Annotated in this window: 18 protein-coding genes and 1 riboswitch; of the genes, 10 read left to right on the plus strand and 8 right to left on the minus strand. The window is 71.5% G+C overall.

Annotated elements, in window-relative coordinates; all coding sequences use genetic code 11:
- The first annotated feature begins 147 nt into the window (after nt 1-147).
- The 5 genes from ACFHWY_RS00740 (at nt 148) to ACFHWY_RS00760 (ending at nt 4462) form a co-directional block, all read left to right on the plus strand.
- Entirely contained in the window at nt 148-933 is a 786-nt protein-coding gene (locus ACFHWY_RS00740) for a DeoR/GlpR family DNA-binding transcription regulator (protein ID WP_416578109.1), read from the plus strand.
- A 144-nt stretch (nt 934-1077) separates the two neighbouring features.
- Nucleotides 1078-2088 (plus strand): ATP-binding cassette domain-containing protein, encoded by a 1011-nt coding sequence (locus ACFHWY_RS00745; protein ID WP_416578110.1) that lies wholly within the window; start codon nt 1078-1080, stop codon nt 2086-2088.
- On the plus strand, nt 2085-3092 hold the full coding sequence (locus ACFHWY_RS00750) for an ABC transporter permease subunit (RefSeq protein WP_416578111.1): 1008 nt from the start codon (nt 2085-2087) through the stop codon (nt 3090-3092). The genes ACFHWY_RS00745 and ACFHWY_RS00750 overlap by 4 nt, the downstream gene beginning before the upstream one ends.
- Before the next feature lie 120 nt (nt 3093-3212).
- Nucleotides 3213-3644 (plus strand): DUF3263 domain-containing protein, encoded by a 432-nt coding sequence (locus tag ACFHWY_RS00755; protein ID WP_416578644.1) that lies wholly within the window; start codon nt 3213-3215, stop codon nt 3642-3644.
- Between the two features lie 311 nt (nt 3645-3955).
- Complete coding sequence (locus ACFHWY_RS00760) at nt 3956-4462, plus strand: GNAT family N-acetyltransferase (protein WP_416578112.1); 507 nt, start codon at nt 3956-3958, stop codon at nt 4460-4462.
- A gap of 7 nt (nt 4463-4469) precedes the next feature.
- Here the strand turns inward: ACFHWY_RS00760 and ACFHWY_RS00765 are convergent, their stop codons facing one another.
- Genes ACFHWY_RS00765 through ACFHWY_RS00795 form a run of 7 tightly spaced genes read right to left on the minus strand, consistent with a single transcriptional unit; the run spans nt 4470 to nt 12764 of the window.
- Nucleotides 4470-6752 carry an AAA family ATPase gene (locus tag ACFHWY_RS00765; protein WP_416578113.1) on the minus strand — a complete coding sequence of 761 codons (2283 nt, stop codon included), beginning with the start codon at nt 6750-6752 and terminating at the stop codon, nt 4470-4472.
- A gap of 37 nt (nt 6753-6789) precedes the next feature.
- Nucleotides 6790-7305: a hypothetical protein gene (locus ACFHWY_RS00770; protein WP_416578114.1), complete on the minus strand. Its 516-nt coding sequence runs from the start codon at nt 7303-7305 to the stop codon at nt 6790-6792.
- A 41-nt stretch (nt 7306-7346) separates the two neighbouring features.
- Nucleotides 7347-8096 carry a GTP-binding protein gene (locus tag ACFHWY_RS00775; RefSeq protein WP_416578115.1) on the minus strand — a complete coding sequence of 250 codons (750 nt, stop codon included), beginning with the start codon at nt 8094-8096 and terminating at the stop codon, nt 7347-7349.
- Complete coding sequence (locus tag ACFHWY_RS00780) at nt 8074-8556, minus strand: DUF742 domain-containing protein (protein WP_416578116.1); 483 nt, start codon at nt 8554-8556, stop codon at nt 8074-8076. Before ACFHWY_RS00780 ends, ACFHWY_RS00775 begins: the two co-directional genes overlap by 23 nt.
- On the minus strand, nt 8553-9023 hold the full coding sequence (locus ACFHWY_RS00785; RefSeq protein WP_416578117.1) for a roadblock/LC7 domain-containing protein: 471 nt from the start codon (nt 9021-9023) through the stop codon (nt 8553-8555). The genes ACFHWY_RS00780 and ACFHWY_RS00785 overlap by 4 nt, the downstream gene beginning before the upstream one ends.
- The gene (locus tag ACFHWY_RS00790) at nt 9020-11602 is read right to left on the minus strand and encodes a nitrate- and nitrite sensing domain-containing protein (RefSeq protein WP_416578118.1); all 2583 of its coding nucleotides are present in this window, start codon (nt 11600-11602) and stop codon (nt 9020-9022) included. The genes ACFHWY_RS00785 and ACFHWY_RS00790 overlap by 4 nt, the downstream gene beginning before the upstream one ends.
- A complete protein-coding gene (locus ACFHWY_RS00795) occupies nt 11589-12764 on the minus strand; it encodes a hypothetical protein (RefSeq protein WP_416578119.1) in 1176 nt (391 codons plus the stop codon). The genes ACFHWY_RS00790 and ACFHWY_RS00795 overlap by 14 nt, the downstream gene beginning before the upstream one ends.
- A 368-nt stretch (nt 12765-13132) precedes the next feature.
- Between ACFHWY_RS00795 and ACFHWY_RS00800 the strand changes: the two genes are divergently transcribed.
- Entirely contained in the window at nt 13133-16000 is a 2868-nt protein-coding gene (locus ACFHWY_RS00800; protein ID WP_416578120.1) for an alpha/beta fold hydrolase, read from the plus strand.
- The gene (locus ACFHWY_RS00805) at nt 16000-16899 is read left to right on the plus strand and encodes an ABC transporter permease (protein ID WP_416578121.1); all 900 of its coding nucleotides are present in this window, start codon (nt 16000-16002) and stop codon (nt 16897-16899) included. The genes ACFHWY_RS00800 and ACFHWY_RS00805 overlap by 1 nt, the downstream gene beginning before the upstream one ends.
- A gap of 84 nt (nt 16900-16983) precedes the next feature.
- On the opposite strand, the gene ACFHWY_RS00810 is transcribed toward ACFHWY_RS00805, so the two are convergent.
- Nucleotides 16984-17676, minus strand: a complete 693-nt coding sequence (locus ACFHWY_RS00810) for a DUF4232 domain-containing protein (protein WP_416578122.1) — start codon at nt 17674-17676, stop codon at nt 16984-16986.
- A gap of 220 nt (nt 17677-17896) precedes the next feature.
- Here ACFHWY_RS00810 and ACFHWY_RS00815 point away from each other — a divergent pair, with 220 nt between their 5' ends.
- The 3 genes from ACFHWY_RS00815 (at nt 17897) to ACFHWY_RS00825 (ending at nt 21158) form a co-directional block, all read left to right on the plus strand.
- Nucleotides 17897-18439 carry a DoxX family protein gene (locus tag ACFHWY_RS00815; protein ID WP_416578123.1) on the plus strand — a complete coding sequence of 181 codons (543 nt, stop codon included), beginning with the start codon at nt 17897-17899 and terminating at the stop codon, nt 18437-18439.
- 20 nt (nt 18440-18459) lie between these two features.
- A riboswitch (SAM riboswitch) is annotated at nt 18460-18594 on the plus strand.
- A gap of 10 nt (nt 18595-18604) precedes the next feature.
- On the plus strand, nt 18605-19891 hold the full coding sequence (thrC, locus tag ACFHWY_RS00820) for a threonine synthase (protein ID WP_416578124.1): 1287 nt from the start codon (nt 18605-18607) through the stop codon (nt 19889-19891).
- Between the two features lie 247 nt (nt 19892-20138).
- Nucleotides 20139-21158: a GNAT family N-acetyltransferase gene (locus tag ACFHWY_RS00825; RefSeq protein ID WP_416578125.1), complete on the plus strand. Its 1020-nt coding sequence runs from the start codon at nt 20139-20141 to the stop codon at nt 21156-21158.
- The last annotated feature ends 135 nt before the right edge of the window (nt 21159-21293 follow it).

Consider the following 21293-nt stretch of genomic DNA (forward strand, 5'->3'; position numbering starts at 1 on the left):
CGGCTTTCGCGCGTCATTCTGCGCGAAGGACGGGACGGAAGGCAACCGGAAGGGTGCCCGTGCAGTCGAGGGCTTTGCCTCATCGTAGTTTCGAGCACTAGTGTGCACGCAACCAATCACCGATCGTGCAGGCACGGAGGCTCCGGGGTGGACCGCTACGCGAGATGGAACGCCCTGCTCGAAATGCTGGCCGACTCCGGTCGGGTCGCCGTCGAGGATGCCGCCGTGCGCCTGGACGTATCCCAGGCCACCATCCGCCGGGACTTCGACCAGCTCGCCCAGCAGCAGATGATCACCCGTACCCGGGGTGGGGCGGTCGCCAACGGAGTCTCCTACGACCTGCCGCTGCGGTACAAGACGGCCAAGCACTCGGCCGAGAAGCAGCGCATCGGTGCCGCCGCGGCGGCTCTCGTCTCGCCGGGCACGGTGGTCGGTCTCAACGGCGGCACCACCAGCACCGAGGTGGCCCGGGCGCTGGCCGTGCGGCCGGATCTCAACACCAATGCGGAGGGCGCTCAGCTGACCGTGGTCACCAACGCCCTGAACATCGCCAACGAGCTGCTGGTCCGGTCCCGGATGAAGGTGGTGGTGGCCGGCGGGGTGGTCCGGCCGAAGTCCTTCGAGCTGGTCGGCCCGCTGGGCGGTGCGTTGCTGCGGGAGGTCACCCTGGATGTGGCGCTGCTCGGAGTGGACGCGATCGACCCACAACTCGGTGCCGCCGCCCACCACGAGGGCGAGGCGGCGATGAACAACCTGATGGTGGCCCGGGCCAAGCGAGTGGTGATCATCGCTGACTCGTCCAAGTTGGGTGGTCACGCGTTCGCCCGGATCTGCCCGGTAGACCGGGTCGAGACGCTGGTCACCGACTCCGGCGCCGTTCCTGAGGTGATCGAGGCGTTCCGCACTGCCGGCGTACGCGTCATTTGCGCCTGAGGTGCAAGGAAGGGCCCCTTGTTGGCGGGCGGTTGAGCCTGCTCTCGACAAGCTGTTCGGCGTGGCGATGCATACCGGGTATTGCGCTCCTTTGTATACCGCGTATGGTGTCGTCGTCCACCACACCAACGGGGGAGGCGCAGCTTGCCAGCTGTCCTGGAAATAGAAGGTCTACGCAAGACGTACCGGAGTCGACGACGCGGCACCCGCAACGCCCTGGACGGCTTCGACATGCGCGTCGAAGCGGGGCAGGTGCACGGCTTCCTCGGCCCCAACGGCTCGGGCAAGACCACCACACTGCGTACGCTGCTCGGCCTGATCCGACCCGACGGCGGCCGGATGGCGATCCTCGGGCACGAGGTGCCCGACATGCTGCCGCAGATCGCCGGGCAGGTCGGCGCGATCGTGGAGAGCCCGCAGTTCTTTCCGCACTTCAGCGCGCGGGACACCCTGTCGCTGCTGGCCAGCGCCAGCGACCTGCCCGAGCAGCGGGTCGACGAGGTGCTGGAGCTGGTCGGCCTGCGCGACCGGGCCGACGAGCGGGTCAAGACGTACTCGCTCGGCATGAAGCAGCGCCTCGCCGTCGCATCCGCGCTGCTGAAGAACCCGCGGCTGCTGATCCTGGACGAGCCGGCCAACGGCCTCGACCCGGGCGGCATCCGGGAGATGCGTGGGCTGATGCGCGACCTAGCCGAGTCCGGGATGACGGTGGTGCTCTCCAGCCACATCCTCGGCGAGATCCAGTTGATCTGCGACTCGGTCACCATCATCTCGTTGGGCCGGCGGGTCGCCTTCGGCCCCGTCGAGGAGGTGCTGGCGCAGCACTCGTCCGGCGCGGTCCGGGTACGCCTGGAGGCGGTCGCCGACCTCCCCGTCGCCGCCACCGCGCTGACCCGCGCCGGCATACGAGTCAACCCGAACCCGGACCACCTGATGCTCGCCGGAGTGGACAAGCCGGCCACGGTCACCCGACTGCTGGCCGATCAGGGCCTCTACGTCAGCGAACTGGCGCCGATCGCGGTCGATCTGGAGAGCGTCTTCCTCGAACTGACCGCCACCGCGCCGGTACCCGGCCAGCACCGGCAGGTCGACCAGTCCGTACGAGTCGACGGGGTGGAGTCGTCCGCGCCCGCCGGAGGAGGTTGGGGCGCGTGAGTCTCTTCCGTACCGAACTGCGCCGGCTGGCCAAGCGGCGCCTCGCCCGCTGGATGACGGCGGGGGGCCTGCTGGTGCTGGTCCTGGTGGCCCTGGGCATGTTCGTCAGCAACCAGAAGATCGGTCCCGAGCAGTGGGCCGCGGCCGAGCGGAGCGCCGAGCAGGACTACCGGTCGCAGGCCCGCTGGTCCGAGGAAGAGCGCGCCAACTGCGAGCGGGCGAAGACCTCCGGCACCGAGTTCCACACCACCGACTGCGCGAGCATCAACTCGCCGCCGCGCGAGGCGTTCCAGGCGAGGTGGTATCTCCCGTCGACCTTCGAGTTCCGCGAGACCTTCGGGAAACTGCTGGTCCCGCTCGCCGCGATCCTGGGCCTGATCGGCTTCGTTGTCGGTGCCTCCTTCATCGGTGCCGAATGGAGCACCGGCGGGATGATGAACCTGCTGCTCTGGCGCCCCAGGCGGATGACTGTCCTGCTCACCAAGCTGGGTGCGTTGCTCACCGGGCTGCTGGCGGTGGCCCTGCCCGCCACCGCAGCCTGGTTCGGCGGCATGTGGCTGATCGCGAACTGGCGCGGGACCACCGAGCGGATGACCGCCGGTGTGTGGCAGTCATTCCTGCTCACCGGGTTGCGCGGCATCGTGCTGGCGCTGGTCGCGGCGACGGTGGGCTTCGCCCTGGCGTCGCTCGGCCGGCACACCGCGATGGCACTCGGCGGTGCGATCGCGGTCATGGTGGTCGGCCAGATCGGGCTCGGTATCCTGCTGGAGCTCGCCGGGGTCCGCTTCGCCGAGGCGTGGCTGCTGCCCACGTACGCGCTGGCCTGGATGGCCAAGACGATCACGCTGCAGGACTGGCAGTCGTGCAATGCCACATTCACCGGTGAGTGTCAGCCGGCCACGTTGGACATCACCTGGCAGCACTCGTCGGCGCTGTTCACCGTCGGAGTCGTGCTCTTCCTCGGTGCGGCGCTGTGGACGATGCGTCGACGGGACATCACCTGACGGTTCCGTGGACCCGGTCGGTCAGCGGCTGGCCGGGTCCACGAGGCGTCGGGGTGCGTCGGGTGAAGGCCCTGGTTAGGCTGGGAGGCCCGGTTGGTGTCGCCCGTGCCGGCCGTCGCCGTGAGGAGCCCCATGCAGCCCGCCGACGCCACCCCGGCCGCGCAGACCGGCCCGGAGGCGGTCACCGTGCCGCCGCCGAGGTCCGCCCCCGACGTGGAGTCGGCTCCGGTGTACGCCGACACCGCGCCGCAGGACAGCGCAGCCGCGCCGGAGGACGCCTCGACCGGTGGTGGCTATCGGCCTGCGGCAGTCGCCACACCCGGCGACCTCGGCGAACAGGAGCGGGAGATCCTCGCCTTCGAACGGCAGTGGTGGCGGCATGCCGGCGCCAAGGAGCAGGCCATCCGTGACCGCTTCGGGCTCTCCGCGACCCGTTACTACCAGATGCTGAACACGCTGCTGGACAATCCGGCGGCGCTGGGCGCCGATCCGGTGCTGGTGGGCCGGCTGATCCGGCTGCGTGCCGCCCGAGCCCGCAACCGTCGCCGCTAGGGCGTCGCCCCTTGGTTTCGTCGCCCGCCGCCCGCTGGGGGTGAGCGTGGGAACCGTCGAGCCCCCCGCCACGCTGACCATGCAGCCACCGCACCGCACCGCCGCCAATCCCGACGCCGCCTCCACACGATGGCCGGGACGTCGCCGCCCGCGTGGGCCGGACACGCTGCGGCGGGCGGTGCCGCGGCAGGGGAGGACGGAGCGTGAGGTACGAGGGGAATTCGACCCGACCGGCCCGTCCCGCCCGCCGGAGGGGCCGGTCCCCGCGAACCGGGTGGACGTGGGCCTCCGGGCGCGGAAGACTGCGGCACGTGACGGGTGTGGTCCGGTTGGAGCCGGTGGACGAGCAGAACCTCGAACCGTTGCTCTCCGTAGCGGTGGCAGAGGCCGAGCCGGCTGAGGTGATGCCGCCCGTGGCGGCCCCGGCCGGGTGGTCGCACGCCCGGCGGGAGGCTTTCCGGGAGTATCATCGGGCCAGCTTCGGCGGCCTCGACGCAGCCACCCGTACCGCGATGTACGCGATCGTGGTCGGTGGCGAGGTGGTCGGCATGATCCGGATGAGCCGGCGGGACGAGCCCGACGTCGTCGAGATGGGGTTGTGGCTCGGCCAGTCGGCCCGGGGTCAGGGCATCGGCCCGGCGGCGCTACGCGAACTGTTGAACCTGGCGGCGGCGGCCGGCGTGCGGACTGTCGTCGCGGATACCGCCGCGGAGCATCGCGGCGCCCGCTCCGTGCTAGCAAGGTGCGGGGCGAAACTGCGGGACGACGGCGACCGGGTGTACGCCGAGATCTCCCTGGACGTCGCACCACCCTGCTGAGGGTCGCTCAGCCGCGCTGCTCCGCGTACGCCGCCAGCCAGGCCACCTGAGCCGGATCCAGGGACGGCCGCACCCGAGCCCGAGCGGCGGCGACGTGCGCGGCGGTGACCGTGGTAGCGGTGAGCGACTCGCGCATAGCGGCCAGCGCCGCCTCCCGGACCAGGGCCGCGCAGTCGGCGGCCGAGAAGCCGTCCAGACCCGTACCGAGCGCGGCCAGGTCGACGTCGGGGTCGAGGGGCACGTTGCGGGCGGCGGCCCGCAGGATCTCCGACCGGGCCGCCTCGTCCGGCGGCGGCACGTAGACCAGCCGTTCCAGCCGTCCGGGCCGCAGCAGCGCCGGGTCGACCAGGTCGGGACGGTTCGTCGCGCCGACCACCACGACGTTGTGCAGCGCCTCGACCCCGTCCAACTCGGTAAGCAGCGCGGCGACCACCCGGTCGGTGGTGCCGCCGTCGGTGGCCTGACCGCGTACCGGGGCCAGGGCATCCACCTCGTCGAGAAAGATCAGCATGGGCGCGGCCTCCCGGGCGCGGCGGAACAGCTCGCGGACCGCGCGCTCGCTTTCGCCGACCCACTTCGACAGCAACTCCGCGCCCTTGACCGACAGCACGTTCGCCCGGCCGGAGCCGGCCAGGGCGGTGACCAGGTAGGTCTTGCCGCAGCCCGGTGGCCCGTAGAGCAGCACCCCGCGCGGTGGTTGCACGCCGAGCCGCGCGAAGGTGTCCGGGTAGGTCAGCGGCCACAGCACCGACTCGGTCAGCGTCTGCTTGACCTCCACCAGATCACCGACGTCGTCGAGGGTCACCCGGGCCAGTTCGAGGGTGGCGGAGGCCATGGTGGTGGGCCGCACCACGTCCAGGGCGGCGGTGAAGTCCGCCATCAGCACCGTCGGCTTCTCCGCCGACTTCTGCCGCAGGGCGGCGCGTACACCGGCCTCGCGGACCAGTGCGGCCAGATCGGCGGCGACAAAACCGGGCGTACGCGAGGCGACCTCGTCCAGTCGAACGTCGTCGGCGAGCGGCACCGGGCGGGTCAGCACGGTCAGCTGCTCCCGGCGCAGGGCGGCGTCGGGTAGCGGCACGTCGATCCGCAGCGAGAGCAGGTCCGGGGCGCGCAGAGCCGGGTCGACGGCCTCTGATCGGCTGGTGGTGCAGACCACTGCCGCGCCGGCCCTGACGATCTGCGCCGCGCATTGGCGAAACACCGTCGTCACCGGCCCTGGCGCGTCCGCCGGTGCCAGCGCCTCCACGTCGGTCACCAGCAGCACGGACGGCCCGCCGGCCAGCACCTCGGCCGTCGCGGCACGCAGCCGGGCGGCGGCCGAGGAGTTGCTGAGCGCCGCGATCTCGGGAGCCCAGATCTGGTGCACCCGTGCCCGTGTCCGGGCGGCCACCGCCCGGACCAGGGCCGACTTGCCCGAGCCGGCCGGCCCGCCGAGCAGCACCCCCAACGCCACGGTGGTACCCAACCGGCCGAGCACCTCGCGGTGGTGGAAGCCCAGGTCGAGCAGCTCGGTCAGCTCCTCGGCCTGGGATCGCAGGCCGGGCAGTTCGTCCACCGACGGCGCGTCCCGGCCGGGTTCCTCGGCCGTCTCGGCACCCGGTCGATCGGAGCTCCCGGCGTGCGACGCGGTGTCGGCTCGGAAGTCCGCCGCCTGGGTGGCGGCGGTCCGCGGCGTCGCCGGTACGGGCCTGAGGCTGGCGTCGCCCTGGACGGTCGGGCCGTCCTCCCAGCCGACCAGGGTGTCCATGGTGACGAGTGCGCCCGGGTCGGGCTCGGCGGTGACGACCCGCAGGAGGGTGCTGGTCCAGGCATAGCCGACCCGCGTGGAAAGGCTACGCCGGGCGGCCTCGACCAGGGTGCGGGTGGTGGCGTCCGGCAGCACATCCTGAGGAAGCAGCGAGACGTCGTCCCCGGTGGTGACCACCTTGCCGAGCAACGCCAGCCGGAGCATCTCCGGGGAGACCACCGCGACGATCTCTGCCGGCCCGGTGAGTAGCACCCGCCATGCCGCGGTGACCGGGGTGGGTGACAACCGAACCTGCCCGCCGTCGCGCACGCCGAGGTTGCCCAGCATCAGGTCGTCGGCGTGCAGCAGGGCAGCGCTCGCCGTCTGCTCGGCCGCCGCGACGATGCCGGCGGTCACCCGACGGCCGGTCAGCCGGACCGGATCACTCGGCCGCAGCGCGAGCGCGGTCATCGCCTCCGGGTGCACCCGGACGATGCCCCGCCGGGCGTCCAGTGCGGCCGGCCGCAGACTCGCGATCAAGGTCAGCTCGGGTTCGCCCACTGCCTGACCCTAGACGGCCCGGTCATCCTGCGTCCGATCAGTCCGGCGGCTCCTCCCCACCCAGCAGGGACGGGTCGCGACGGATCAGGTCGGCCAGCCGGGCCGCCGGGTCCTCACCCAGCCCGTCCTGGCCGGTGGACGGGCCGGGCACGGCGTTCAGCGACATCGGCCAGGCCGGCGTTGCTGCGGCAGGCTGCGCGGTGGTCGTGACCTCCTGGTCGGTCCAGGCAACCCGCAGGTCGTACGCCTGCCCGTCTTGCTCGACGCGGGCCGTGACGGCCGCACCAGGGTGTGCCGCGACGGCCTCGCGCAGCGCCTCGGCGACATCCTCCACCACATGCCGTGGCGGTGCCTCGTGGGCCGGTTCGTGGGCACCGGCCCGACCGATCTCCGAGTCGCGAGGTTCCGCCCAGCCCGGTTCGGAGCCGGGCGACCCGCCCGGCTCCGAACCGGGCTGATCTGCGCCCGTGTTGTTCGGCTCCGTGGACCGTCGGCGCAGCGCCTCTTCGCGGCGCCGCATCCGGTCCAGGGTCTCGTCGAGTCCGCCCCTCATCCGCCTCACCCCTTCCCACGAGAGGCCGCAAGCCGTTCGGCTCAGGCCCGTTTCTCCCGGGTGGCCCGCTCCAGCGCACGATCCAGGACGACCAGCAGGGCGTCTCGAACCGACAGTCGGTGACGGGCGTCGAACTGCACCAGAGGCACATGATCGCCGATCGCGAGGGCCCACCGGATCGCACCTAGGTCGTGTGCCAGTTGCCCATCGAAGGCGTTCACCCCGATGACGAAGGGCAGACCGGCCCGCTCGAAGAAGTCGATCGCCGCATAACAGTCGTCCAGCCGGGCGCTGTCGACCACCACCAGCGCGCCGAGCGCCCCCCGCGCCAGGTCCTCCCACATGAAGCCGAAGCGGGCCTGGCCCGGCGTGCCGAACAGGTAGAGCTTCAGGCTCCGGTCGATGGTGACGCAACCGAAGTCCATCGCCACCGTGGTCGTGGTCTTCCCGGAATGTTGTCCCGGGTCGTCGATTCCGATGCCGGCCGTGGTCATCTCCGCCTCGGTGGTCAGCGGAGCGATCTCCGAGATCGAGCCCACGGTGGTGGTCTTACCGACCCCGAAACCGCCGGCCACCAGGATCTTGACCGGGATCGGCGGCGTGGCGCGCCGGGCACCTGTCGCGGTCGGTGCCGCAGCCGGTGGTCGGTACGGCGGCGGTGCCGGTGGCGTGGCCCGTCCGATGGACGGCGGCGTTGTCGGTGCGGGACCGCTGTAGCGGGCCGCGGCGCTGTTGGCGGCGAGCGCGCCCTGCGGGGCGACAGGCCAGTCAGGAGATTGCACGGAGTCCATCAATCACTCGCAGGATGACGTCGGGGTCAAGGGCCTCGTCGGCGTCGGTGACGTGTACGTCCAGCTGGCCGGCGGCACGTAGGTCGCCCACCAGCACCCGGGTCACGCCGAAATGCAACCGGGTCCGGGCGGAGATCTCGGCTACCGAGATCGGCTCGCCGCAGAGCGCCACGATCGCCTGGAGCTCCGGGGCCAGCCGGGCGGTGGTGGCACTCCACGATTCGGTGGCCGATCTGGCGGTCACCTGGGTCTCCAGGCCGATCGTGGGGTCCGCGCCGGCCACCCGGCCGGCGGTGAGCACAAAAGGGCGGGGCCCGCCCGGCCCTACCGCCTCGGGCTTCGACCCGACCGCCGCCGGTACCCCCACCGGCTCGGCGGAGCCGGCCGGGGAGGACTCGTGCAGGTAGGGCCGGATCCGGACCACTGGATCCTGCTCCGCACCGGCGGCGTCGGGATTCATTGCTGAACAGAGTTCTTGAGTTCAGCAATGAGGCGCGGGGTCAGCGCGCCACCGGCCCGTCCGGCGAAGAGGGTCATCTCGTAGGCGACGGTGCCCAGGTTCGCCGACCGGTCGGCGACCACGCCGAGCACCGAGCCACTGCTGATCGCGCTGATCAACAGGTAGCCCTCGGCCATGTCCACGACGACCCGGTTGAGCCCGCCGAGCGCGTACCAACTGGCCGCACCGCCGGCCAGGCTGGTCATGCCGGAGACGACCGCGGCGAGGCGCTCCGCGTTGGATCGGTCCTTAATCGCGGACATGGCCATCAGCAGCCCGTCCGACGACACGGCGATCGCCTCCAGCACTCCCGCCGTGCTTGTGGTGAAGGAGTCCAGGAGCCAGTTGAAAGTGCGCGCCTCAGGGCTGAGGTCACCGCCCGGAAAGTTCGGGTGGTCGAGATTCTCGTGTACGTGCGGGCTGGTCACCGTGGCGTTCCTTCTCCGTCGCTGCGGTCGGTACGGATATCGCGCAGAGCCCGGGCCACGCCCGTCTCGAACGCGTTGATGCGGTCGCGGACCTCGGCCGGGTCGCCCGGGTCCTGATTGATCGGTTGCTGGGGTAGCGCAGCGATCAGGTTCGCGCCCGGAACCCGCCGGGACAGCTGGGACTGGCTGGCCGGGGCGGGCGGCGCGACCGGTTCGGGTATGGCGCCGCCCTGACTCTGTTCGGCCCGGCGTACCCCCGCCTCGAAGGCCTCGACGGCGCTGCGGGCGGCGGCCGGGTCGGCGCCGGTGACGTCCACCGTCCTGGCTGTCCTGGTCCGGGTCGTCGTCGGCAGGCTGGCCCCCGGTACCCGCTGCCGGACGCCCGGCATCGGGGCGGGCGGGGCGGTCGGCACCGGCGGCACTGGCGGCACTGGCTCGGCACCCCCGGTAACCGGTTCCGCACCGGTGGACGAGGCGGCTTCCAGACTGGTGGCGAAGGCGTCCCAGGACACGGCCAGCTCGATGCTCTCGGTGGCGCGGGTGAGCAGCTTGTTGTCGAAGCTGGCCGCTGCGGAGGAGTCGATGGCCGGACGACCCACGCTGGCCGTCGCCGGCACACCGTCGTCGGGGGCGCCTGCCGGCTCGATTTGGTACCGGACCGGCGGGACGGTCACAGGGGCCGCCCGGCCGACCGCGACGGCCGGGAGAGCGGCCTGCTCGGGAGCGGTGACAACCAGCGACGACCGGGGGATCTGCAGGACAGCGGTGACGCCGCCGCCGGGGGTCGCGACGAGAGCGATCTGCCATCCGTGCCGGCGGGCCAACCGACCCACCACGAAGAGCCCGAGCACCTCGGTGGGGGCGAGGTCGAGTCGCTCCCGTCGGGTGAGTCGGGCGTTCTCGTCGGTCAGCCGGGCCTCCGTCATGCCGATTCCGTGGTCCACCACGGTCAGCCGCAAACCGTCCCCGTCGAGTTCGCCGTCGACCACGACCCGGGTGTGCGGCGGCGAGAACACAGTGGCGTTCTCCATGAGTTCGGCGAGCGCCAGCACCAGATCGCCGATGATCGCCGGTGCCGCCGCGACCTCGGTCGGGAGCTGTAGATCCACCCGGGTGTAGTCCTCGATCTCACCGAGGGCCAGCCGGACCACGTCGGTCAGCGCAACCGGCGCGACGTGCGCGACGTCCCCGGCGGCTCCGGAGAGCACCACGAGATTGCCGGCGTTGCGTCGTAGCCGGCTGGAGATGTGGTCGAGGCGGTACAGGTTCTCCAGCCGCCCCGGCTCGGTCTCCTGCTGCTCCAGCCGGTCGATCAGGGCGATCTGACGACCGACGAGGTTCTGGGTGCGTCGGCCGACGTGACCGAACATCTGCGCGACGTTGCGGCGGCTCGCGGCCTGCCGCTCCACCAGTCGGGCGGCCGTGTTCTGCACCCGTTCGAAGGCGCGGGCCAGGTCGCCGATCTCGTCCCGGGCCCGCACGTCGATCTGGTCGAGCCGGACCGGCTGGGCGTTGTCGGTCTCGTCGTCGGCGACCCGGACCAGTTCGGACTCGGCGACCCGGGCCACCCGGTCGGCGGAGCGGGTCAGTCGGGTCAGTGGTCCGGTGACCGTACGACCGATCGCCAGGGCGAGCAGGACGACGACGAGCAGGATCAGCGCGACCAGGGCGGTCACCCAGTACGCCGCGGCCAGCGCCGCCTGTCGTTGCGCGCGCACCTCGGCGGTGACGTCGGCGACCAGCTTCTTCTCCACGAACTGACCGAGGGTGACCAGCGAGGAGACGGTCGGAAAGAGCGCCTCCAGGGGGCTACCGGCGACCGCGGCCACCGGGTCCCGCGCGCTCTGCGCGAGGAATTCGGGGCTGGTCCGGGCGTCCACCGCGGTTTGCTCGATGTTCACCAGTTCCCGCTGCTCGGGGGTGAGCATGCCGAGCATCCTGTTGCTGTCCGCCTGCAGGGTCGCCATGTTGGCCACGAACGCCGTGGCGAGCTGCTGCTGGTCGGGGGCGGCGGCGATCAGCACGATCAGGGCGCCGCCACTACTGAGACCCTCGCTCTTGCGCAGGATGCCGTCCAGCGCGAGTACCTGCTTGCCGGCCGGGGTCCGCGTGTCCACGTCGTAGGGCAGCCGCAACGAGTCGATCAGCGCGATATGGACCGGCCCGTACGCGCCGATGACCTGCTCTGGGCCGGCCTGTCCGGTCTGCACGGCCGTCCGGATCTCGGCCAGCCGTTGGACACCGTCGAGGGCGTTGGTCACCTCGGCCGGCAGCTCGTCGTCGAACTCGATGCGCAGGTCGACCACCTGGTCGTCCACCTCGGCGATCTCCTGCACCAGGTCGCTGGGCGGGACCTGTCCGAGGAGCGTACCGATGGCGAGCATGCGTTCCCGCTGGAGGTGCTGGAGCAGGGTGCCGATTCGGCTGGCGACCTGGACGGTGCTGTCGATCTCGCCGGCCCGCTGGGCTACCCCGGTTCGTTCCCAGACCACCGGCAGGGTCAGTCCCAGCATGCAGAACAGGGGAATGATCACCAGCAGGGTCAGCTTGCCCCGGATCCGGAGGCTATCGAGCAGCATCGAAGGGCCTCCACCGGTCCGGCTCGTGGGCCTGTCCCAGCGGCTGCAGCTCGCCCGCCGGGCGGCTCGTCGCGGGTTTCCACCGCGTGTCGGTGGGTCGGGGCGATTCGACGAGCCCACCGCCGTCTGCCCCCGCAGCGGCGGAATTGTCCCTCGGACGGGACACCCAGAGGTTCGCCGCGAGCGCCAGCAGGAGCAGGGCGGCGAGACTGCCCGCGCCGAGGACCAGCAGGTCGTCGCGGTCCATCTGGTCGATCCGCTTCGCCAGCAGCCGGTCGATCTCGTCGAGGAGAACCGGTTGGAGCAGCTGGGCGGCCGTCTGTGCCTCGTTGCGGGCCGCGATGAGCCGGGTCGTGTCGACGGTGCCGACACGGTCGGACGGCTGGGCGTACAGCGCCATCGCCTCGAAGGCCCGTTGGTAGGCGTCGAAGGGGGTGAGCACGGTGGCGCCCAGTTCGGCGCTTTCCGTGCTGTCCACCACCGCCCGAAGGTTGTCGGCCAGGTCGTTGGCGGGTTGGACGGCGGCGCCGCGGAGGGTGGCCAGCTGGCTGAGGGACTGGATACGGTCGGTGGCCGGCCGCCGATTGATCAGCACAGCCAGATCGGTCAGCCTGCCGGCGGCGACCATCGCCTCGGGCATCTCTTCGCCGACGCCGTCCTGGAGGAAGTACGAGTCGGCACCGGAGTCCCGGATCAGGCCGGAGGTTTCGCGTACCTTGCCGTGCAGGGCCAACAGCAGGTCGGTGACCTCGCCGTAGGTGGTGAAGGCGACCTCGGGGTCGGCCAGCGGACGCTCGGGTAGTGCCTCCAGCTTGGCGCGGAGCCCGGCCCACCGCTCACTGGTGTTCAGGTCGCCGCCGACCCTGACGTCGACCGCCGTGGCCTGCTCCACCGCCTTGTCGAGGGCGTCCCGGGGCAGCGCCCGTCCGGTCACGGCGGCGCTCTGCGAGTTGACCAGCGCATTGGTCACCGGGCCGAGGGCGCGCAGGTACTCGACGCCGAGTCGCTCCCGTTCGACGACGGCCCGGTCGGCGTCGATGAGCCGGTGTGACTGTGCGACGAGGAACGCCACCGGCAGTAGCAGCGCGGTGGCGAGTAGCAGCGGTAACAGCCGGCCCGGTGTTCGGGGCCGGCGGCGGACCCGCGGAGCGGGATCGGTCATGGTTATCTCCTCCGGCGGTGGCGCGGGTTCTCCGACGGCGTCGACGAGCCGGTCCCGTGCGCCGGACCGGAAAACTAATCGACGCGGATGGCCTGGAGCCGGTCTGCGGCGGTCGGATTTGCGTCACTTCGAGTGAAGTGACTCCTGATCATCGACCTGACTACTTTGAGTGCCGGCGATTGGGCGGATCTGCACCGTTGAGTACGCAATCTGACGAAGAGCAGGAATTTACATGATGCGAATTTAGCTCAAAGGTTCGCCGATGGACGTTGTTCGGTTGACCTTTCTCGGATGACGATTGGGCGGCCAGAATGGCCGTACGGCCGATCTCAGCGAGTACTCAGGTTCCGAGCCGTACCGTGTGCCGAATGAGATCGCCGCTCCCGGCCGCACGGATCCGTCGTGCCCTACCCACCGGCCGCCGGGCCATCGCTGCCGCAGCGGCCGTCGCCCTGCTGGCGGCGGCCACAATCTGGGCCTTCTGGCCGGATCGGCCGAACTTCCGGACCGAGTCTTCGATGCTCACCGTCCGGTCCGGTCCGGACGGTGCCGAACCGGTCGACCTGGACACCACTCTGTACCTACCGCGTGACGCCTCGTCCGGGCAGAAGGTTCCGGCGGTCCTGCTCGCCCACGGTTTCGGCGGCACCAAGAACTCGGTCCGCGTCGACGCGGAGGACCTGGCCGACCGGGGGTACGCCGTGCTGACCTGGACCGCCCGGGGCTTCGGTCGCAGCGGTGGCCAGATCCACCTGGACAGCCCCGACCACGAGGTACGCGACGCGCAGCGACTGCTTGACTGGCTGGCGGATCGTCCGGAGATCCGAGCCGACGGCGTCGGCGATCCCCGGGTGGGTGTGGTCGGCGGCTCCTACGGCGGCGCCCTGGCACTGCTGCTCGCCGCCCAGGACCAGCGGGTCGACGCGATCGTTCCGATGATCACCTGGAACGACCTGTCCCGATCCTTTCTGCCGGAGAGCAGCGGCGGCGAGCCTACCGAGGGCGTGTTCAAGTCCGGCTGGGCCGGCATCTTCTTCGGCGGGGGCGGGAGCGTGGGCTCCGGCCCGGCCGGAATCTCCGGCAACAGCGAGGAGGCACCCGAGGGCGCTCCCGCCCCCGGACCGCCCAGCCCGGCACCGGGACAGGGACCGGGGACCGCACCTGGTGCCCTGACCGGCGGCGGAGGTGCCGATCCGGCCTGCGGCCGATTCGCCGCCGACGTCTGCGCCGCCTACCTGCGGATCGCCGCCACCGGCCGGGCCGACCAGGCCGCCGTCGATCTGCTGCGCCGGTCCAGCCCGGCCGGGGTGCTGGGTCGGATCGAAGCGCCCACCCTGCTGGTGCAGGGTGCGGCGGACACGCTCTTCCCGCTCGGCGAGGCCGACGCGAACGCCCGTGGCATCGCCGCGAACGGCACCCCGGTACGGGTCGCCTGGTTCACCGGCGGCCACGACGGCGGCGCGGGGCCACAGTCCGACTCCGACCGGGTGAAGTTCCTGACCGCACAGTGGCTCGACCACTACGTCGCAGCCGACGGCGACGCACCCGGCGACACCTTCACCTTCTCCCGGATCGCCGGCTTCGACGCCATGGACCGAGGGCTCGTCGCCACCGGCTACCGTACGGCCGACTATCCCGGCCTGCGGGGCGATTCCCGGCGCGAGGTGACGCTGGCCGGACCGGTGCAGCGGGTGGCGAACCCGCCCGCCGGCAACCCGGCCGCGATCTCGTCCGTGCCGTTCGCCGGCTCGCTGAGTTCGCTGCTCAGCGGGGTGGCCGGTGACATACCCGGGCAGCACGCCCGGTTCGAGTCCGCGCCGCTGGACGCCGCCGTCGACATCGTCGGGTCGCCGACGGTGCAGATCCGGGCGGCGTCGGCCGTCGGCGAGGTGGTCCTCTTCGCCAAGCTCTACGACGTCGACCAGCAGGGTGGCGCCACCCTGCCCAGCGGTCTGATCGCCCCGATCCGGGTCACCGGCCTGCCGGCGAGCATCGACGCCGCCCAGCCGGTCACCGTCACCCTGCCGGCGATCGTGCACCGGGTCGAGGCCGGGCACCGGCTCAGGCTGGTCCTCGCCACCTCCGACCAGGCGTACACCACCCCGATCGCGCCGAATGTGCACACGGTGGCGGTCGTCGACGCCCCGCTGAGCCTGCCGACGGTGGACAGCGACCCCATCCCGACCGAGGCGGTGCTCTGGCGCTGGGTGCTGGTCGGTCTGCTCGCCACGATCGTCGTCGGGCTCGTCGCGCTCGTGGCCGTGCTGCGCCTGCGGCACCGCCGCCAGGACACTTCCGTGCACCCGGAGTACGCGGACACCCCGCTGGCCGTACGCCACCTGCGCAAGGAGTACGCCGACGGCTTCGTCGCGGTCTCCGAGGTGGACTTCGAGGTGCACCCCGGGCAGGTGGTCGGTCTGCTCGGGCCCAACGGCGCCGGCAAGACCACCACCTTGCGGGTGCTGATGGGGCTGACCCAGCCGACCGCGGGTGAGATCTACGTCTTCGGGCACCGGCTGGTGCCGGGCTCGCCCGTGCTGTCGCGGATCGGCTCGCTGGTCGAGGGCCCGGGTTTCCTGCCACACCTGTCCGGCCTGAAGAACCTTCAGGCGTACTGGCTGGCGACCGGCCGGCCGGAGGCCGACGCCCACTTCGAGCAGGCGCTGGAGATCGCCGGGCTGGGCTCATCGGTGCACCGGCGGGTGGGCAAGTACAGCCATGGCATGCGGCAGCGGCTGGCGATCGCCCAGGCGATGCTCGGCCTGCCGGAGCTGCTGGTGCTCGACGAGCCGACCGACGGGCTGGACCCGCCGCAGATCGCCGAGATGCGCCGGGTCCTCCAGCGGTATGCCACCGCCGGCCGGGCGGTGCTGGTCTCCAGCCACCTGCTCGCCGAGGTCGAGCAGACCTGCACCCACGCCGTGGTGGTCAACAAGGGCAGGATCGTGGCGTCCGGACCGGTCGAGGAGATCGTCGGTGACTCGCCGAGCGTGCTGTTCGAGGTGAGCGACCCGGCGGCGGCCCGGGGGGTGCTCGACGGTCTCGGCGGCGTACGCGTGCTCGACGACGACGCCGGGCATCTGGTGGTGGACACCAACGGCACCGCCCGCAGCGAGGTCGTGGCCGAGTTGGTCCGGGCCGGGATCGGAGTGGACCGGGTGGTGCCCCGGCGCCGTCTGGAGGACGCCTTCCTTGCCTTGGTGGGCGAGAACTCACGGGGAAGTGGAGACCGGTGATGGCGGGATCGACTGTCGAGCCGACACGCGGTGCGGCCGACGTGGCGCCCTCGGGGGCGGCGGCCGGCTACCGGCCGTCCCGGACGCTGCCCTTCGGCGCGGAGTTCCGGCGGCAGGCGTCGCGGCGGCGTACCCAGCTGGCGCTCGGCTTCATGGTGCTGCTGCCACTGATCATCCTGATCGCGTTCCAGTTCGACTCCAACGACGATGACAACGGCGGGGGCGAGTTCGGCAGCCTGATCGATCTCGCCACCTCCGGCGGCCTGAACTTCGCCCTCTTCACCATCTTCGTGTCCGCCTCGTTCCTGCTGGTCGTCGTGGTGGCGCTCTTCTGCGGCGACACGGTGGCGAGCGAGGCGAGCTGGGGCAGCCTGCGCTACCTGCTGGCGATACCGGCACCCCGGGCCCGGCTGCTCACGGTGAAGCTGCTGGTGGCGCTCACCTACTCGGCGCTGGCCCTGGTGCTGCTGGCCGGTACCGCCCTGGCCGTCGGCACGCTGCGCTACGGATGGTCGCCGCTGCGCAGCACGGTCGCCGCCCAGTTGGAGCCGGGCGAGGGGCTGCTGCGACTGCTCGCGGTACTCGGCTACCTGGCGGTCGTCCTGCTCGTCGTCGCCGGTCTGGCGTTCCTGCTTTCGGTGATCACGGACGCGGCCCTGGGCGCGGTGGGCGGCGCGGTGCTGTTGTGGATCCTCTCCAGCATCCTGGACCAGATCACCGCGCTCGGCGCGATCCGGTCGTTCCTGCCCACCCACTACAGCACAGCGTGGCTGGGGCTGCTCTCCACACCTGTGCAGACCGACGACATCGTCCGGGGCGCAGTCTCCGCGATCTGTTACGCCACCGGATTCTGGGGCCTGGCCTTCTGGCGTTTCACCCGCAAGGACATCACCAGTTGAGGGCGTCGCCTGCCCCACCTGTGGTCGGCGGGCACGTGTCGAGCCGACCGTCTGTGCTGTCGTCAGGAGGGCGTGGAGTCTCGGTCAGAGCAGCGGGACCGCTGTGCTGGGCGGCGGCCTCGGCCGGGGCGGCGCCGCCGTCGGCGTCCGCTTCTCCCAGGCGCTGACCCCGAGCTGGTCGGTGTTGCCCAGGTCGATGCTGCCCTGGATCGCTACCTCCAGGGCGGGGCGATCCCGCAGTGGGGCGACCCTGAGGTGCTCGGCGTTGGTGGCGACGACGGCCGGGTTGTCGACCAGGTTGCGCCAGAGCAGAGCGGCGCCCGCCGCCTCACCCGGCGCCAGGATCACCGGTCGGGGCGGGTCGTCGAAGCCTGAGGTGATCCCCTCCGCACCGTGGATGATCCGGACCGGAATGGTGTTTCCGTCGGCGTCCCGGAGTTGTGGCGCCGGGTACCCGTGCAGTCGGTAATGTCGGTCGCCGCAGTTGACGAGTTCCAGGCCCATGGCCCGCAACCCCATGGCCGCGCTGACACCAAGGTGGCTGATCCGGACCCCGGAGGCGGGACAGGCAGCCGGCGGGTCGTTGATCAGCGGTTGCCTGGGCTCGGCAAGGTCGGGTGGCCCGGCCGTCACCTGCGGAGGACGCGCCGGACTCCCGGGTGTGCCGGCCGGCGCAGCGCAGCCGGCGAGCAGGGCGATCCCGGCGACCGCTCCGGTGAGCCGTCGATAGAGTCGCCCGGGCACCGTCCCGCTGCGGTAGTCGGCCCTTACCTCCATCCGGGCATCATCGCACCGCTTCAGAGGACACGTGCGCAGCACCGGCGAGCCGTCGCCGCCGGCATCGCCTGGCGCGGGTCGCCCACGGTGTGCCGCTTCGGAAGTTTCGGCCGGCAGGACGGGCTTGGGAGCGTTCCCACAGAGAGGGAAGTCATCGACAAAGATCCATTAAGATCGGATCCTGGTGCCAGGTGTTCAACGGCAAAACGGAGGTACCGGAATGCGTGCTGACCGGTTCGGCGGGCCAGCCCTGTCCCTGTTCCGCATGGTGATCGGCCTGCTCTTTCTCACCCACGGCCTGGCGTCGTTGCTTGGCGTCTTCGGCGGCAACCGCGGCAGCGGCGACCCCGTGCCGCTCGGCGAGTGGCCCGGCTGGTGGGCCGCCCTGATCCAGGCGCTCTGTGGAGCTCTGGTGCTCGTCGGGCTCTTCACCCGGCCGGCGGCCCTGCTCGCGTCGGGCTCGATGGCCTACGCGTACTTCGTGGTGCACCAACCCGAGGCGCTGCTGCCGCTGCGCAACCACGGCGAGCTTTCCGTGCTCTTCTGCTGGTCGTTCCTGTTGATCGCGGTGCTCGGTCCGGGCAACTGGGCGTTGGACGCGCTACGGCGACCGAGCGGTGTGGCGGAGGTCACCCCGATCCGGGCGAACGACGATCCGTGCCGGCCTGACGGCGGTGTCAGCGGCGCCGGGGCACGCGCCGGAGCCGCTGAACCCGCTCACCAGCTGGGACTGGCGGGAGACGAGCGCGGCGAGATTGCCTAGACTCGACGACACAACTGCATACCTCATCCAGAGGGGCTGAGGGATACGGCCCGATGACGCCCCGGCAACCACCCTGCGCGCTCGACGTCGAGCGTCCGGCGGGCAGGTGCCAATTCCGTCCCCGCCGCAGGGTGCGATGTGGGGGAAGATGAGAGGAACCTCGACATGACGTCGACGCTTGCCCCATCCGGCATCGACACCGCCGCCAGCCCCGCCCGTGCACTGGTCTGCCGCGCCTGCTCGGCCCGCTACCCGTTGGTCGCGCAGCACGCCTGTTACGAGTGCTTCGGCCCGCTGGAGGTCGACTACGACCCGGCCGCGCTGGCCCGGGTGACGCGGGAGCAGATCGAGGCGGGCCCGCACAACCTCTGGCGCTACGCCGCCCTGCTGCCCGCCGGCCAGGACCCGACCAGCAGGGTGACCGTGGATCCCGGGTTCACCCCGCTGGTGGCCGCCGGCCGCCTCGCCGGTGAGGTGGGCATCACCGGCCCGCTGTGGGTGAAGGACGACAGCGCCAATCCCACCCACTCGTTCAAGGACCGGGTGGTCTCGGTGGCACTGACCGCGGCCCGGGCGCTGGGCTTCTCCCGGTTCGCCTGCGCCTCCACCGGCAACCTGGCGAACTCGGTCGCCGCGCACGCGGCCCGGGTGGGTGTGCCGTCGGTGGTTTTCATCCCCAGCGACCTGGAGCAGGGCAAGGTCATCACCACCGCCGTCTACGGCGGCGAGCTGGTCGCGATCGACGGTTCCTACGACGACGTGAACCGGCTCTGTGGCGAGCTGGTGGAGACTGACGAGTTCGAGGACACCGCGTTCGTCAACGTCAACGTCCGGCCGTACTACGCGGAGGGTTCGAAGACGCTCGGCTACGAGGTCGCTGAGCAGCTCGGCTGGCGGATTCCCGCCCAGGTGGTGATCCCGATGGCCTCCGGTGAGCTGCTCACCAAGATAGACAAGGCGTTCACCGAGCTGGTCGAGATCGGGCTGGTCGAGGCGCCGGCCGGCGGCTGGAAGGTCTTCGGGGCGCAGTCGGCCGGCTGCAATCCGATCGCCACCGCCCTGCACGCCGGCAGCGACACCGTCACTCCGGTGAAGCCCACCGGGATCGCGAAGTCGCTCAACATCGGAGATCCGGCCGCCGGCCTCTACGCCCTCGAAGCGGTGCGTCGCACCGGCGGCTGGATGGAGTACGCCGACGACGACGAGATTCGCGCCGGGGTGCGGCTGCTGGCGCGAACCACCGGGGTCTTCGCGGAGACCGCCGGCGGGGTGACGGTGGCGGTGCTGCGTAAGCTGGTTGACTCCGGTCGGCTGGACCCGGCCGCGGAGACGGTGGTGTTCAATACGGGCGAGGGCCTCAAGACGCTCGACGCGGTCGCCGGTGAGGTCGGGCCGACCCACCGGATCAAGCCCTCGCTGCGGGCCGCCCGCGACGCCGGTCTCCTCGGCTGAGGGGCCGTGCCGTGCCGCCGGGTAACTAGCTTTTCGCAGGGAGTGCGGAAAACGTGCCGCCAGGGACTTGACGGCACGAACCGGACGGCGCAAGATGCTCCGTGCGGGAGGGCGTTTCGCCGTAGACTTCAAGTCGTTACGACCCAGCGCCGGAGGCGTTGTGCGATCGTCCCTCCCGACCAACGTCCGAGCGGGTCAGCGCGAAAATCGCTGGCCCGCTCGTCTGTCTCGCGTGCAAGCTGCCAGCATGAGCATCACCATCACCACCTTCGGCTCTGCCGACGAGGCGGAGATCGAGCAGTCGTGGCGCATCGGCTCGGCGTCCGCGGCGGCCGATCTCGCTGAGTTCCCGCCAGTCTGCCGGCAGCGGTTCACCGGCCGGGTTCGGCACCCGATGCCGGGCATCGTCCCGATCAACCTACTGGCCCACCTCGACGGCGAGCCGGCCGGCTACCTCGTGCTCGAAATGCCGCAACTCGACAACATCGAGAACGCCTCCGCCGACCTGACCGTGCACCCGGCGTACCGGCGTCGAGGCGTGGGCCGCGCGCTACACGAGCACGGCCTGCGCGTGCTGCGCGAGCAGGGGCGGAAGGTGGTGAGTGCGATGAGCGTGGTGCACCTGCCCGGCGAGCCCGACTGCCCGTCGCCGGCCATCGCGTTCGCCGCCACCGTCGGCGCGGTCGACGCACTGCCTGACGTGCGGCGGCGGCTGCACACCGCCGACCTCGACCAGGCAAAACTGGACTCGCTGCTGGCCGAGGCCCGGTCCCGGGCGGTCGGGTACGAGGTGCTGTCCTGGCGTGGGGGCACGCCGGACGAGTTCGCCGCCGACGTGGCGTACCTCGACGGGCGGCTGCTGGCGGACGCACCGATGGGGGATCTCGCCTGGGAGCCGGAGCAGGTCGACGCCGCTCGGTTGCGCGCCACCGACCTGGCGCTCGACGCCCGTGGCCAGCGGCGCTACCACGTCGGCGTACGCCACCAGGCGTCCGGCCGGCTGGTCGCCTGGACGCTGTTGGATGTCGGCGCCTCCGCGGACCGGTACGCCCTCCAGCAGATCACCATCGTCGACCCGGAGCACCGGGGCCACCGGCTCGGCCTGCTAACCAAGATCGAGAATCTGCGGCACCTGCTCGCCCACGAACCGGCCGTGCGGGTGATCGACACCTTCAACGCCGCCACCAACGATCACATGATCACGATCAACGAGCAGCTCGGTTTCCGGGTGGTCGACCGATGGAGCAACTGGCAGCTCAACCTGTGACGGGCGGAAGACCGACGACGGCGTACGGCGTCCGACGGTCGTCCTCGCGCCCATGGCCCCTCGCCGTCACGCCCGCGGCGAGCCGGACCGGGAGGCGCCCGCAACGGCCTTCGCGGCGGTGCGCGGTCGATGCCT

Source organism: Micromonospora sp. LOL_024 (assembly GCF_048060415.1).
GTDB lineage: Bacteria > Actinomycetota > Actinomycetes > Mycobacteriales > Micromonosporaceae > Micromonospora.

Bases quoted from the DNA above. Each gene is read 5' to 3' on its own strand.
- ACFHWY_RS00770 (WP_416578114.1), bottom strand. From the start codon at position 7,305: ATGAGGGGCGGACTCGACGAGACCCTGGACCGGATGCGGCGCCGCGAA.
- ACFHWY_RS00775 (WP_416578115.1), bottom strand. From the start codon at position 8,096: ATGGACTCCGTGCAATCTCCTGACTGGCCTGTCGCCCCGCAGGGCGCG.
- ACFHWY_RS00780 (WP_416578116.1), bottom strand. From the start codon at position 8,556: ATGAATCCCGACGCCGCCGGTGCGGAGCAGGATCCAGTGGTCCGGATC.
- ACFHWY_RS00790 (WP_416578118.1), bottom strand. From the start codon at position 11,602: ATGCTGCTCGATAGCCTCCGGATCCGGGGCAAGCTGACCCTGCTGGTG.
- ACFHWY_RS00795 (WP_416578119.1), bottom strand. From the start codon at position 12,764: ATGACCGATCCCGCTCCGCGGGTCCGCCGCCGGCCCCGAACACCGGGC.
- ACFHWY_RS00800 (WP_416578120.1), top strand. From the start codon at position 13,133: ATGAGATCGCCGCTCCCGGCCGCACGGATCCGTCGTGCCCTACCCACC.
- ACFHWY_RS00805 (WP_416578121.1), top strand. From the start codon at position 16,000: ATGGCGGGATCGACTGTCGAGCCGACACGCGGTGCGGCCGACGTGGCG.
- ACFHWY_RS00810 (WP_416578122.1), bottom strand. From the start codon at position 17,676: ATGGAGGTAAGGGCCGACTACCGCAGCGGGACGGTGCCCGGGCGACTC.
- ACFHWY_RS00815 (WP_416578123.1), top strand. From the start codon at position 17,897: ATGCGTGCTGACCGGTTCGGCGGGCCAGCCCTGTCCCTGTTCCGCATG.
- thrC (WP_416578124.1), top strand. From the start codon at position 18,605: ATGACGTCGACGCTTGCCCCATCCGGCATCGACACCGCCGCCAGCCCC.
- ACFHWY_RS00825 (WP_416578125.1), top strand. From the start codon at position 20,139: ATGAGCATCACCATCACCACCTTCGGCTCTGCCGACGAGGCGGAGATC.